Source organism: Nitrincola sp. (assembly GCF_048264025.1).
In the GTDB taxonomy this organism is placed as follows: Bacteria; Pseudomonadota; Gammaproteobacteria; order Pseudomonadales; family Balneatricaceae; genus Nitrincola.
The window spans coordinates 43,674-57,368 of sequence record NZ_JBLXDN010000023.1 but is presented as its reverse complement, the minus strand read 5'-3'; the positions used below and the strand labels follow the sequence as shown (position 1 = coordinate 57,368).

The following is a 13,695-nucleotide window of genomic DNA, read 5'->3' as shown; positions in this document are numbered from 1 at the left end:
GCTACCACATTTCGGTAGCTGGCCTCTCTCCGACCTGGCCCATCACATGAGTGTTGCGGTTATTATCTGAATTCAGGCAATGACATGGCTTCTATTTTTATAAGTGCCTGCATCTCTACAGCTAAATCCATTCCGGAAGCGGCTATCTCAGAAAGGTGATCAGTGATTTCACTTCTATTAGCGGTGTGATCATTTTGAATAGATGACACAGGGTACGAAAGCACTTCTATTATGCGTAGATAGGATTCTCGGATACCACTAAATACAAAAAAACGTAATATAAGTCCATTTTCACGGCCCTGTTGGAATTTGAAAAGTCCCTTAAGGGTGAAACCAATTATCAAAGACAGGGCTAATACCATAAATATAAAAAGTATAAAGTACTGCCAGTAATCACGATAAAAAATCAAATGCGTAGGGGTGGGGAGCTCGAGTGACTGGAATAGCCCTAGAAAAGTAGGTGTTACTTTAAACTGGTAAATTAGGCTTATGATAAAGAAAATAAAGGTAACATACGCCAGGTAGATAGTGACTCTTTTGAACTGCAGGGGCTCAGATAAGTGTTGTAAAATGTCAATTTTACTATAAATAGCAAAAGCTTTTATTGCTTCGCCTTGGTCCTGAATAGCACCGATTTTGTTTAACAGGTTTCGGCTCAAACTCTTGCGGCTAATATCTTCTCCATATAGCCGACAACTGGATTCGTTTTCAATTCGAGAGATGCATTCAACAACAGACTCTTCAGCCTTAAGTGATCCTTTCGCTTTCCGGCAAATATAAGCAAATCTGTCCCATGTCATGTTATGAGCTTCCTTGATAGTGAAACGTAATCTTCTTGAGCCTATAGGGTTAATTATTCACCCAACGACCAGGTTGCAACTGATCAAACGCCTAATGCCAATGAGATTAGTTCAAATGCGCCTGGCGCGAAAGGTGCGCCCTTTAATTTTCCCTAACTTCAACTGTTCCAGCGCGTCGGCGGCTATACGGCGATGCACCGCGACATAGCAGGCGTGATCGGTGATATCGATCTTGCCAATCTGCTTACCATCTATGCCACCGGCACGTGTCAGGGCACCGAGTATATCACCTGCACGAAGTTTGTCTTTGCGTCCGCCGGCAATGCAGAGTGTGGCCATCTCGGCGGCGGCCGGGTTGTTATCCGGTGTGGCTGCTGGCAAGTCATCAATCGCTGTGATGGTCTGAGATTGCAGTTCTTCGATACGCTGTAATCTGTGCTTATCGCGCTCGCCGCACAGGCTGATGGCGATACCCTGGCGTCCGGCTCGCCCAGTGCGACCTACCCGATGGGTATAGACGGCCGGGTCTTGCGGCAGATCGGCATTGATCACCAGATCCACCGCATCGATATCCAGTCCGCGGGCAGCTACATCAGTTGCCAACAGGTAGCGGCTGCTGCCATTACTGAAACGGATCAGCACTTGATCGCGTTCGCGCTGTTCCAGGTCGCCATGCAGCGACAAAGACTTGAGATCATAGTCTCGCAGCGCATTGGCCATGTCGTTGCAGCCCTGTTTGGTATTACAGAAAATAATTGCCGCTTCCGGGGCAAAGTGTTGTAACACGGCCGCCACAGCCGCGGCTTTGTGTTTGCTGTCGCAGTACCAGACCTTCTGATCAATAGTAGAGTCATCATGCTGAGTATCGATGCTGACTCTGACAGGATCGTATTGATACGCCGCACTGATGGATTCGATCTGCTCCGGGTAGGTAGCCGAAAATAACAGGGTCTGACGCTTCGCGGGCGTCGCACCGATAATAAAGCGGATATCGTCTTCGAAGCCCATGTCGAGCATGCGATCAGCTTCATCCAGCACCAACATGGTCAGGCGATCCAGCTGCAGGGTTTCCTTACGCAGGTGGTCACGCAAACGCCCAGGTGTGCCCACAATAATGTGCGCGCCGTGTTCCAGTGAGCCGATTTGTGGGCCGATGGGCTGACCACCACACAGGGTAATGATTTTGATATTGTCGAGGTAGCGCGCCAGCTTGCGCAGTTCACCTGCAACCTGTCCAGCCAGTTCACGGGTAGGGCAGAGCACCAGCCCTTGTACAGCAAACAGACGGGGGTTGAGCTTTTCCAGCATGCCAATGCCAAACGCCGCAGTTTTACCGCTGCCGGTCTGAGCCTGGGCAATCAGGTCTCGACCCGACAGCACCAGGGGCAGGCTCTGTTGTTGAATCGGCGTCATCTGTTCATAGCCCATCTGGGATAGATTGGTCAGGGCAGCGGCTGGGAGGTTGAGATTATTGAACAGAGAGGTCGTCACGGGTCATCCACAGATCAAAAATAAAAATGCATTATAACATGGCTTGCGGTGGATAGGTTTGACAACTTATTCAACTGCCGCTAATCTGCGCGGACTCTTGGGGGAGTAATCGCCCGACTCAGGTCGGGGTATCAGCCAACATACTTGAGCCACATGCTCATGGTTGATACACCCTCTGCATGTAGATCTATTGCAGAGCGACTGATGAGACCTAAGGTATAGATGCACAGACCGGGGTGGGATGTGTGGCTATGCCTTTTGTATTTAACAGTCCTGCCCCGGAACACGTCAATGGATGCATTTTTCCTGTCAACGCTAGCGGTAACTATCGCTGAAATGGGCGATAAGACCCAACTCCTATCCTTACTCTTGGTAGCTAAATTTCGTCGGCCTTGGGCAATTACTTTTGGTGTGACCCTAGCTACACTACTGAATCATGGACTTACTGCTGCCCTGGGTGATTGGTTGGCGGATTATCTATCGGGCGATATATTCCAGTGGCTGCTGTCGCTAAGTTTCTTGGCAATGGCTGCCTGGGTATTAGTTCCAGATAGTGATGATAATCTGAACGGACGCCTGGTGAAGTACGGCGCTTTTGTCACCACACTGGTGCTGTTTTCTCTGGCTGAAATCGGTGACAAAACCCAAGTGGCCACACTGATGCTGGCGGTTAAGTTTGAGTCGCTGGTGTTGGTAACCCTGGGCACAACGCTGGGGATGCTACTGGCCAATGTGCCGGTCATTTTTGCCGGAGAGTGGGTGCTTAAACGTATCAATATGAATGTATTTCGCATCGCGGCGGCGGTGTTATTTGCTGGCTTTGGTCTATGGGGAATAGCGGATCTGCTAATATAAGTGGTTAATATTTCTTATACTCACAGTTCAATTGATTGAGGTGGTGTGATGAATCGGTGGCGGATGTTGGCGGGTGCCTTGTGGGTGGCGGTATTGTTGGTGGGGTGTGGCGACCAGGCCGAACCAGACAAGGGAGCAGAAGAGGCAGCATCCAAGGCTAAAGATGCGGTTGTGCTCGAAGATAAGGGTTCGGCTCAGGTGCTGTCAGTGAGAGATGTGTCTGAACTCGACGTTGCTGGTGCCAGTGCGCTGGTGGTGTCGTTTTCGGCGCCGCTCGATCCGGATCAGCGTTTTGATACCCTGTTGACTCTCGCTGATGCGCAGGGCAGTCGTCTCGAGGGCGGCTGGATGCTAGCCGACAACCTTCAGGAGCTACGCCGACAGCCAATCGAGCCCGAGCGTACACTCAGCCTGCAGATCTCGGCCGACATCCGCAGTGTGGCTGGGGTGCCGCTGGGTAAGGGTGAAACTCACCAGCTCACCACCCGCGCTCAACCGCCGTCGCTCGGGTTCGCCAGTCGTGGTTCGTTACTGCCGATGCGGCTGGCGGATGGCCTGCCGGTGATCGCTGTCAATGTCGATAAGGTTGATGTGGAGTTTTTCCGCATCCGACCGGAACGCCTGCACGGCTTTCTGTCCGAGTGGAACCGCCAGTCTGCGATGGATCTGTGGCAGCTCGAGGATATGCCCACTAACGCGCAACTGGTCCATACCGCACAGTTTGCGCTGAACCCGCCAGCCAATACGCGCGAACGCTTGATGTTACCGCTCGATGACATTGCCGCGCTGGCCGAGCCCGGGGTGTTTGTGGCGGTGATGCGTCCCAGCGGGACCTTTGCATACAGTCTGCCGGTGACGGTGTTCAGCCGTAGCGATATTGGTCTGAGCGTGCGCCGCAGTGCCACTGGGCTTGATGCCTTCGTGCAGTCACTGGATGAAGGATTGCCGCTCGCTGAGGTCAGGTTGGAACTGCTAGATGCGAAAGGTCTGACCCTCGCCGAGGGCCGCAGCGGCAGCGATGGTCATGTTCGCCTGCCAATGCATAAGGATGCCCGCTTGCTGCTCGCCACGCGTGAGCGCGCGACCACACTGTTGCGCCTGCAAGATGCTGCTCTGGATCTGGCCGAGTTTGCGGTCAGTGGGCCGCAGGCGGAGGCGCTCAATTTGTTCTCCTTTGGTCCGCGCGATCTCTATCGGCCCGGTGAGACTGTGCCAGTGAATGCGCTGTTGCGTGATGCTGATGGCCATGCTCAACCGCCGCAGCCGATTCCGACCCGCATCCTGCGGCCCGATGGCGAGGTGGTGCGCAGTTTTGTGTGGCAGGCCGATGCTGAGGGGCTGTATCAGTATCGCTACCCCCTGTCCGAGAGTGCCCAAACCGGGCGGTGGCGGATGCAGATGGATCTGGGGGGCGAGACTCCAGCGGTGTATGAGTTCCTGGTTGAGGATTTTCTGCCCGAGCGTCTTGCGCTTGAGATCTCACCAGATGCCACTGGACCTCTTGCACCACACGACGATGCACACTTTACCCTTGAGGGGCGCTATCTGTACGGCGCGCCTGCGGCGGGCAACCGCCTGATCGGGCAGCTGTTTGTTGAACCACTGCGCGAGGCGGTGCCTGATTTGCCTGGTTTCCAGTTCGGCGACACCACTGAGGCAGAGCCGAGTCGGGTGATTGAACTGAGTGAGAGCTGGCTGGACGATGCTGGCGTGGGCGAGTTGAGTGTGCCCAGCGAATGGGCAGAACGACGCTCACCGCTGGCGCTGACCCTGCAGGCGAGCGTGCAGGAATCCGGCGGTCGGCCGGTGACGCGGCGAGCGACACTGCCGATGTGGCCGGGCGAGCATCTGCCGGGTATCCGACCTCTATTCGCTGACGGGCGCGCCGATGCGTCGAGTGAGGCGCGTTTCGAGATCCTGGTGGCCGATCCGACTGGAACACGCTTGGCGGTGAACGGGCTGACTGTGCGTCTGGTGCAGGAGCGACGCGACTATTTCTGGCAGTTCTCGTCCAATGAGGGCTGGCGTAGCAGCTTCAACCAGAAGGATCTGGTCCTGTCGGTGCAGCGCCATGATATTGCCGCCGGAGAGCAGATCGAAGTGGGCGTGCCGACCGAGTGGGGTTGGTACCGTCTTGAAGCCGAAGACCCCGAAACCGGGCTGGTTTCCAGTGTCCGCTTCCACGCTGGCTATAGGTGGCAGGAGAATGCCGAAGAGGGCAACGTGCGCCCTGACAAGGTCCGCCTTACCCTGGATAAGCCGCGCTACCGCGCCGGCGAGGTGGCGAGCGTTGGAGTCGAGGCGCCAGCCGCCGGGCAGGGGTATCTGATGGTGGAATCAGCCGAAGGGCCCTTGTGGTGGCAGCCGATAGATGTGCCCGCCGAGGGTGCGCATTTCGAACTGCCGATTCCTGAATCCTGGGCGCGCCATGACCTCTACGTGAGCGCGCTGGTGGTGCGCCCCGGTGAACGCGCTGCCCATACCGTGCCGCGCCGCGCTGTCGGGCTGTTGCACCTGCCGCTCGATCGCGAGGATAGACGCCTCGCGATCGAGCTGGATGTACCCGAAAAAATGCGTCCTGGCCGTACACTGCCGGTGCGGCTCAGCCTGCCGGAACAGGCGGGTGAAACGGTGCGGGTGATTGTATCGGCGGTTGATGTCGGCATTCTCAATCTGACTCGCTTCGAGACCCCTGATCCCTTTGCGGCCTTTTTTGGTCGACGTGGCTACGGCATTGATCACCTTGATATCTATGGACAGCTGATCGAGGTGGGTGACACGCGCCGTGCTGAGCTCAATTTCGGTGGCGATCAGGACAGCGATCGGGGTGGTGTTGCACCGATTACCTCCATTGAACTGGTGGCCCTGCAATCGGCTCCGGTGACGGTGGCAGCCGACGGGTCGGCTGAAGTCAGTCTGGAGATTCCTGATTTTAACGGTGAACTGCGCATCATGGCGCAGGCATGGAGCGACAGTGCCTACGGCATGGGTGAGGCGCATACCATCGTTGCCGCACCGCTGGTCGCGACCCTTGCGGCGCCGCGTTTTCTGGCGGGCGGTGACCAAACCGAGGTGGCGATTGATCTGACCAACCTGACCGATCAGCCGCAGACGTTGCAAGCGCAATTAGAAGTGGGTGGCCTGTTGACGGCGTCCGGTACGTGGCCCGATAGTATTCAGCTGGCACCTGGTGCACGCACCACGCTGCGTATGCCTGTCGAAGCCGGTGCGGGTCTCGGCGAAGGCACGCTCAGCCTCGTGGTGGCTGGCCTTACCCTGCCGGATGAGACCTTTGCACCGCTTGAGCAGCATTGGCAGATCGGCGTGCGGCCCGCCTGGCCAGCGCAGACGGTGAGCTTCGTTGCGGCCCTTCAGCCCGACACTAGCGCCTGGTCACTGCTGCAATTAGCCCCTCAATATGATCAGTTGGATGCACGCAGCGTTGCGGTATCCCTGTCCGCTCGCCCGCCACTGGACCTGGCCGAGCATGTACGCGAGCTGTTCGCCTACCCCTATGGATGCGCCGAGCAGACTACCAGCGGGCTCTATCCATCTCTCTATGCGCGGCCGGAACTGCTTGCCAGTCTGGGTATTCGTGGGCAGGACGCGGAGACTCGCCGCGCCCGCATCGAGATCGGCATCGAACGCTTGCTCGGGATGCAGCGTTACAACGGCAGCTTTGCGCTCTGGAACAGCGATGGCGAGGAAGAGTTCTGGTTGACCGCCTACGTCGGGGACTTCCTCCTGCGTGCGGTGGAAGAGGGCTTCGCCGTACCCGAAGCGGCATTGGAGTCGCTGCGTAAGCGCCTGCTGGTGTATCTGCAAAACCCGGCCCAGATTGAAGCGCGTTATACTGACAATGCCGAACGCACCCGCTTCGCGGTACAGGCCTATGCCGCTTATGTGCTCACCCGCCATGGTCAGGCGCCGCTAGGCAGTCTGCGTCAGCTTGCTCAGCGTCGCGAACACGCGCCATCCGGACTGGCCCTGGCACAACTGGGCTTTGCATTGCAGCGCATGGGTGACGGTGACCGCAGCGACACCTTGCTCGATGCCGCCTTGCAGCACCAGCGCGACCCTGGTCGTCGCGGCTGGATTGGCGACTACGGCAGTCCTTTGCGCGATATGGCGCTGACTCTGGCCTTGTTCGAGGAGCACTCCCTGCAGGTGAGCGCGCGTGACCAATTGCACCTGATGCTTAGCGAGCAGTTGCGCGAGCGCCCGTGGTTATCGACTCAGGAGCGCAATGCCCTGTTCCTCGCCGGTCGTCATGGCCTGTCGCGTGCCGGTGAGACCTGGCAGGCACAAGTCACAGCGGCGGCGACCAATCGTGTCGAGGGCGATCGTCCGCGCGCGCTACGTTTTGGCGAAGCCGAGCTGGGGACAGATTTCCAACTGAGCAACCCGGGCACCTCGACGCTGTATCAACGCACCACCCTGACCGGCTATCCGCGCAACGCGCTGCCAGCGGATGAACACCAGATCGCAGTCAGTCGTCGTATGTTGCGACTCGATGGCAGCGACGTCACTGGGGAACTCGATAGCGGCGAGCTGGTACTGGTACATCTGACACTGCGTGCCCGTACCCGTGTGCATGACGCCCTGGTGGTTGATCTGCTTCCGGCCGGGCTGGAGCTTGAAAACCAGCGTCTGGACGGCTCCGCACGCCTGCCCAGCGCCAGTACTGAAATCAATGAGCTGCTGCAGCGCCGGGGTGAGCATACGCCCCGTCATGAGGCCTGGCTGGGTGATCGGTATGTTGCCGCGGTAGACCTTCGTGAGGGAGTGCGCACCGATCTGCTCTATCTCGCCCGCGCGGTCACGCCCGGTGTCTATCGCGTTCCGCCGCCGCTGGTTGAGTCGATGTACCGGCCATCGCTACAGGGCCGTGGAGCGACCCCGCCAGACCTGCGCGTGCTGGCGCGCTGAGTGGGCAGGTGGGCGCCAGCACGATAGTTAGGGATAGTGCGAGGGCCGGTCGGGGTAGCGAACACGGGCGCCGCCTGACCGTTGCTGCCCTGCTGGTGCTATTGCTGAGTGTGATGTTAGCCTGGGTGGCTGACCGCCTGTGGCCGCTGCCTCTCCCTGATGAGGACAGCGCCCGCATCGTGCTCGCGCAGGATGGTACGCCGCTATGGCGTTTTCCCGATGACCAGGGGGTGTGGCGCCATGCCGTGCGGCCTGACGAAGTGTCGCCCTTGTATCTCGAAGCCTTGCTCGCTTACGAGGATCGCTGGTTCTATAGCCATCCAGGTGTTAATCCGGTGGCTCTGGTACGGGCCGCGTGGCTCAATCTGCGCGCTGGGCGCATTGTTTCCGGCGGCAGTACCCTGTCGATGCAGGTTGCGCGCCTGCTCGACCCCCACCCGCGCACACTGCCTGGCAAACTCCGCCAACTGGCGCGCACGCTGCAGCTTGAGTGGCATCTGAGCAAGGACGAAATTCTTACCCTGTATCTCAATCGTGCACCCTTTGGTGGCACCCTCGAAGGGGTTGCGGCGGCAAGCTGGACGCTACTGGGTAAGCCCCCCGGCACCCTCACTCCAGCGGAGGCCGCTCTGCTGGTGGTGTTACCCCAGGCGCCCAGCCGTCTGCGCCCGGACCGTTACCCCGAGCGTGCAACCGCCGCACGCGATAAGGTGCTGATGCGCATGCGCGACGGCGAACGCTGGTCACAACAGCGGGTGGATGAGGCGCTACAGGAGGCTATCATGCTGGCGCCGCCCGATCCGCCTGGGTTGGCACCTCTGTTTGCGCGTCGGGTAGTGGGTGAGCGTAGTGGTGCACGCCTGCTCACCACGGTGGATGCCCGCTTGCAGCGCCGTCTTGAAGCGCTTGTGGAAGGCTGGCGCGGTCGCTTGCCGCCGCGCACCTCAGTAGCGGTTGTGGTGGTCGAACACGAAAGCATGGCGGTACGCGCCTATCTCGGTTCGGCTGATTTTAACGATAATCAGCGATTCGGCCATGTTGATATGGTGCGTGCGCTGCGTTCGCCCGGTTCGACCCTCAAGCCGTTCCTCACCGGCTTGGCCCTGGATGCGGGACTGGTCCATTCGGAGTCATTGCTGCAGGATGTGCCACGCGTCCATGCCAGTTATCGCCCCGGCAACTTCGCCAGCGGTTTTTCCGGCCCGGTATCAGTGGCTGAGGCGCTTGCGCGCTCGCTCAACCTGCCAGCGGTACAGTTGCTCGAAGCCTATGGAGCGCGGCGCTTTTACGCCGAGTTGGTGCAGGCGGGTGTGCCGATGGCATTGCCAGCTCACGCCGCCCCTAATCTGGCGGTGATCCTCGGGGGAACCGGCACCCGTCTGGAAGACTTGCTGGCTGGCTATCGTGCCTTTGCGCAGGGTGGGCGTGTTGCTCCTTTACGTTGGTTTGAGGATGACCCCTTGGTCGAGCGCCGGCTTATGTCTGAGGGGGCCGCTTGGATTGTGCGTCAGACTCTGCTGGGTCGGCGCGCGTCGGGCCAGCCGTTATCCATGGATGCCGCTACGCATCCGACCCTGGCATGGAAAACTGGCACCAGCTATGGCTTTCGTGATGCCTGGGCGATCGGGGTTGGGCCACGCTATTTGATCGGCGTGTGGATTGGTCGCCCCGATGGCACACCGGTGGCGGCGCAGTTCGGAGTGAGATCGGCGGCCCCTTTGCTGTTTCAGACCCATGATCTGGTGCGCGGGGGTGATCCCAACTGGCGCGAAGCCGCGCCTGCTGAGGTTGGAGTGCGTGACATCTGCTGGCCGGGAGGTCAGGTGCTAGCCTCAGATCACCCGGATTGCCGCCAGGTGCGACAAGCCTGGGTACTCGATGGCGTTGTGCCGCCCACGCTGCCATTGGCCGATCACCCGACCGGCGGTGCACAGCGCCTGGTCCACTGGCTGGATGGTGAGGGACAGCGGGTGGCACCCGACTGCGCCAACGCGCGTCGCGTCGAGAGCCTCTTGTGGCCAGCCGCGCTGGATGCCTGGTTGCCCCCGCAGGAGCAGCGTGCGCACCGCTTGCCACCGGTTTCGTCGATTTGCCCACCGCCACCCGATCCGCGTGCTAGTGCTCCACTGCAGATCATCGGTCTGCGCGATGGCGACATGATACGGAGGGTCGGTGGCCGCAAAGGGCCTGTGCCGGTCAGTCTTAGAGCCAGCGGCGGAGAGGGGCTGAGACGCTGGTTCCTGAGTGGCGAGCCGATCGGGAAGAGTGTCGGTGAAGCACCTTTGGCGCTGAGCCTCGACAGACCTGGCGAGCACCAGCTAAGCGTAATTGACGAAAGTGGTCAGGTTGGGCGGGTGACGATCCGGGTACTGGGGCGGTAAGTCTGGTAGCGCTGCAGGCCTCTATCCGAAATCATTAAGCTTTCGGGGGCTCAGCTGGGAGGGTCTATCTGGGCATTCAGGGAGTTATTCACTCGGAACCAACCGGCAATGCTGTATCTGTCCCGCTGGGTAGGCAGTACCTCATGTGGAAAGCGGTCACTCAGAAAAACCAGCAGCGTACCGGTTTCGGGCAAGACTTGTTCCAATAGATGATCGCCACTGTCATTGTAGAGCAGCAGTTCGCCGCCCTGATCCTTCTGCCAGTGATCATTCAAATAGAACACCGTGGTTAATACGCGGTTGGTGCGACCTTTAAAGGCATCCAGGTGTTGCTTGTAGAAGGCACCGGCCGGGTAATGGGCAAAATGACATTCATAGTCGAACAAGCCCATAAATAAACGTCGGTTAATCCCCTGACGCAGGCCGTCCATCCAGTCTAAATAGGCCGCTTCAGCGGTATTGCTGTGGCGTAACCAGCGGATCTTATCGCGGCGGACATCGCTGTTGAGCTGGTGATCCTGATCACGCCCTATACCCGCGCGTTGCAGGGCATCTTCCGCATCCAGCTGCAGTATACGTTGTTGCAGCGCAAGGATTGGCAAGTCTGGCAAGCTTGAGGTACTGTGATAGTAACCTTGATCAACGAGGGCATCGGCAATCGTGTCATAAAGCGCAGCGCAGGAGTCAGTCATGAAGGCCCTCAGATCAGGCAAGATTTTGTGCTTTATACACGGAACCGGGCACAGGGTCACGCAGATTTGTATAAGGCTCAGCGCCTATTTGGTTCACTCATTGCGTAACCCACTGTCTATTGCCTGACTGACCAGCCAACGGCGTAGACGTTGTATGCCGACTTCATTGCGGCGCGCCAGTTTCCAGGCAAAATAGAATTCATCGCCGGTGGTGAGTTGATGGCAGGGCAGGCGTACAAAATCATCATCATCATGCAGTGGATTAAGCATGTAATCGTTGGTCAGTGCAATGCCCTGATGAAAACGTGCCGCTTCCAGGGCTAAGAGCATATGGCTGAAATGTTGAACGCGTTGTTGCGTTGGCAAATTCATATTGGCCGCTTTGTACCAGGCTTCCCAGTCCCCAGCTGCACGATCGAAGATGCTATGTGTGGATAGCAGCGGGTAACTGGCCAGCAGTTTGGGGTCTAACTGGGTGGTAGAGGGTTCCAATTGCTGTTCCCGACAAATTTTTTGCCAGTATTCCTGGCTGCACACCGGAAACAGGCGTTCTGTGTAGAGCAAGTCATAGGCAAATGCTGCTGAGGTTTTGCGGATGGTGATAAAGCAGTCAGCAACCCGGTCTGATAGTTGTGGGTTTTCACCAGTCATCTCCAGGGATAGATCAAGCTGCGGGTGTTGTCGGCTGAGCTCTGGTAAGCGCGGCACCAGCCAGCGCACAGCAAAGGAGCTGAATACGGATAGTCGCAGACGTGCGGCTTCCTGCCCCAGTAGTTGCTCACTGGCGCGTTCTATCTGCAGCAAGGCAGAGCTGATCGCTTCCAGGTATTGGCGTCCCTCTTCGGTCAGGGATAAATAGCGGCCAGTGCGTTGAAACAAGGGCTCGCCTAAATAGGTTTCCAGTTGCTTGATCTGATGACTGACTGCGCTCTGACTGACCGCCAGCTCATTGGCAGCCAGCGAAAAGCTGTTTAGGCGTGCGACGGCTTCAAATACGGGCAGGGCTTTGAGTGGCGGCAGTTTCATTATCTAAATATCTAATAGTTAATTAATAAAGATCATTTTATCAGATAAATAACAGGGTTTAGACTCTGGGTCCGATTTTTAGTCAGTGTTTGAGTTATCAAGGTCGTTACATGTCAGGTAAAACAGTTAATAGCGCCATTTTTTTGCTGGTGATCGGTAATGCGATGGCGTTAATCTCGGATGTGTTTGTCAAACTGGCGGAGCCGGATGCGGCGGTGTTCCTGTTTGCATTTATGCGCAGTCTGATCACGCTGCTGCTATTGCTACCTTTTTGTATCAGCATTAAATCTGAAGGCTTTTTTAAGGGTGCTCGAGTGCACTTCCTGCGTGCGCATATTCATTTTGGCGGTATGGTGTGTATGGTGATTGCCTTGACGCACTTGCCCCTGGCGACGGCGAATGCGTTGTTTTATGCCGCACCGATTCTGGTGATGCTATTGTCGGCTGTGCTGTTTGGCGAGCGCCTGAAAAGCTTGAGTTTATTAGCTGTTTTCAGCGGATTTGCCGGTATCCTGGTTATTCTGCGCCCGGTGGAGTTTAACTGGGCGGCCTGGGCAGCCCTGGGCGCCGCTTTGGCATTAGCACTGGGGGCTCTGTTGGTTCGCAAGCTTCCAGAGCAACAGTCTACTGGGCATAAACTCCTGCTTAACTACCTGCTGCTTTTACCTGCTGCCGGGTTTATGGCCTGGTGGGAAGGTGCTGAGTGGACGACACAACTGCTGTTGAATGCGTTGGGATCGGCTGTATTTATCCTCGGGTACAATATCAGTGTGTTACTGGCTTATCGTCAGGTGGATGCCAGTCAGGTGACCAGCGCTGAATACACCGGGTTGATCTGGGCCGTGGTGCTGGGTTGGGTGATGTTTGCCGAGCAGCCGGATCTGTGGTTTTTGACCGGCAGTGCCATGATTGTGATTCCATTAGTGATGATTGGCGTGCAGCAGGGGCGTCAGAATCGACATAGAATCCGCATCTGAATCAGCTGCGGATCAGGTCTAACGGAAACTGCCGACCCTTGAGGTCATCCTCAATCAGTTGCATTACCAGGTCGCTTCTTAAGCGGCCCTGTTGCTGTAGTTGGGTGATTTCTGGCAGGGTTAGCCAATGGCAAGCGATGATATCGCTGTCTAACTGATCTGTAATCTGCTCCAGTGCCTCAGCTTTGAAACCAAAGCGGTAGTAGATTTTTTCGTTATGCTGCAGGTTTAGCAGATAGATGCCAATCAAGTGTTGTGGGCGGGCTTGCCAGCCGGTTTCTTCAAGGACTTCTCTGATACAGGCATCAAAGGGTGTTTCCCCGGCTTCGATATGACCGGCTGGCTGATTGAATACCGGATTCTCCGGATCGCCTTCTTCAACCAGCAGGTAACGGCCCTGGCGTTGGATTAAGGCGGCAACGGTAACGTGGGGGTGAAATGGCATGGGTATGGCTCCTGATCAGATCCTTTGTGAGTCTTTACGGTTCAGACTCACAAAGGGATGACAGGGATACTACTGGGGTCTGCCGTTTCAGGCAAACCC

9 protein-coding genes are annotated in these 13,695 nt (G+C 57.4%); 4 read left to right on the top strand and 5 right to left on the bottom strand.

Annotated elements, in window-relative coordinates; translation table 11 throughout:
- Positions 1-62 precede the first annotated feature (62 nt).
- Together ACN0R1_RS15105 and dbpA are read right to left on the bottom strand one after the other, a co-directional pair.
- On the bottom strand, positions 63-800 hold the full coding sequence (locus ACN0R1_RS15105; RefSeq protein WP_417584315.1) for a hypothetical protein: 738 nt from the start codon (positions 798-800) through the stop codon (positions 63-65).
- 111 nt (positions 801-911) lie between these two features.
- A complete protein-coding gene (gene dbpA, locus ACN0R1_RS15100) occupies positions 912-2,291 on the bottom strand; it encodes an ATP-dependent RNA helicase DbpA (RefSeq protein ID WP_417584313.1) in 1,380 nt (459 codons plus the stop codon).
- 291 nt (positions 2,292-2,582) lie between these two features.
- Between dbpA and ACN0R1_RS15095 the strand changes: the two genes are divergently transcribed.
- The 3 genes from ACN0R1_RS15095 to pbpC are packed head-to-tail and all read left to right on the top strand — an operon-like array spanning position 2,583 to position 10,456.
- A complete protein-coding gene (locus ACN0R1_RS15095) occupies positions 2,583-3,146 on the top strand; it encodes a TMEM165/GDT1 family protein (protein WP_417584311.1) in 564 nt (187 codons plus the stop codon).
- A 48-nt stretch (positions 3,147-3,194) separates the two neighbouring features.
- On the top strand, positions 3,195-8,075 hold the full coding sequence (locus ACN0R1_RS15090; protein WP_417584309.1) for an alpha-2-macroglobulin family protein: 4,881 nt from the start codon (positions 3,195-3,197) through the stop codon (positions 8,073-8,075).
- An 8-nt stretch (positions 8,076-8,083) separates the two neighbouring features.
- On the top strand, positions 8,084-10,456 hold the full coding sequence (gene pbpC, locus ACN0R1_RS15085; protein ID WP_417584307.1) for a peptidoglycan glycosyltransferase PbpC: 2,373 nt from the start codon (positions 8,084-8,086) through the stop codon (positions 10,454-10,456).
- Between the two features lie 50 nt (positions 10,457-10,506).
- On the opposite strand, the gene ACN0R1_RS15080 is transcribed toward pbpC, so the two are convergent.
- Positions 10,507-11,148, bottom strand: a complete 642-nt coding sequence (locus ACN0R1_RS15080; RefSeq protein WP_417584305.1) for a 2OG-Fe(II) oxygenase — start codon at positions 11,146-11,148, stop codon at positions 10,507-10,509.
- Between the two features lie 93 nt (positions 11,149-11,241).
- Complete coding sequence (locus ACN0R1_RS15075) at positions 11,242-12,174, bottom strand: LysR family transcriptional regulator (RefSeq protein WP_417584303.1); 933 nt, start codon at positions 12,172-12,174, stop codon at positions 11,242-11,244.
- Between the two features lie 110 nt (positions 12,175-12,284).
- Between ACN0R1_RS15075 and ACN0R1_RS15070 the strand changes: the two genes are divergently transcribed.
- A complete protein-coding gene (locus ACN0R1_RS15070) occupies positions 12,285-13,151 on the top strand; it encodes a DMT family transporter (RefSeq protein ID WP_417584301.1) in 867 nt (288 codons plus the stop codon).
- A 1-nt stretch (position 13,152) separates the two neighbouring features.
- Here the strand turns inward: ACN0R1_RS15070 and ACN0R1_RS15065 are convergent, their stop codons facing one another.
- Positions 13,153-13,596 (bottom strand): NUDIX hydrolase, encoded by a 444-nt coding sequence (locus ACN0R1_RS15065; protein WP_417584299.1) that lies wholly within the window; start codon positions 13,594-13,596, stop codon positions 13,153-13,155.
- Positions 13,597-13,695 lie beyond the last annotated feature (99 nt).

Bases quoted from the DNA above. Each gene is read 5' to 3' on its own strand.
- ACN0R1_RS15075 (WP_417584303.1), bottom strand. From the start codon at position 12,174: ATGAAACTGCCGCCACTCAAAGCCCTGCCCGTATTTGAAGCCGTCGCA.
- ACN0R1_RS15065 (WP_417584299.1), bottom strand. From the start codon at position 13,596: ATGCCATTTCACCCCCACGTTACCGTTGCCGCCTTAATCCAACGCCAG.
- ACN0R1_RS15080 (WP_417584305.1), bottom strand. From the start codon at position 11,148: ATGACTGACTCCTGCGCTGCGCTTTATGACACGATTGCCGATGCCCTC.
- ACN0R1_RS15070 (WP_417584301.1), top strand. From the start codon at position 12,285: ATGTCAGGTAAAACAGTTAATAGCGCCATTTTTTTGCTGGTGATCGGT.
- ACN0R1_RS15090 (WP_417584309.1), top strand. From the start codon at position 3,195: ATGAATCGGTGGCGGATGTTGGCGGGTGCCTTGTGGGTGGCGGTATTG.
- ACN0R1_RS15105 (WP_417584315.1), bottom strand. From the start codon at position 800: ATGACATGGGACAGATTTGCTTATATTTGCCGGAAAGCGAAAGGATCA.
- ACN0R1_RS15095 (WP_417584311.1), top strand. From the start codon at position 2,583: ATGGATGCATTTTTCCTGTCAACGCTAGCGGTAACTATCGCTGAAATG.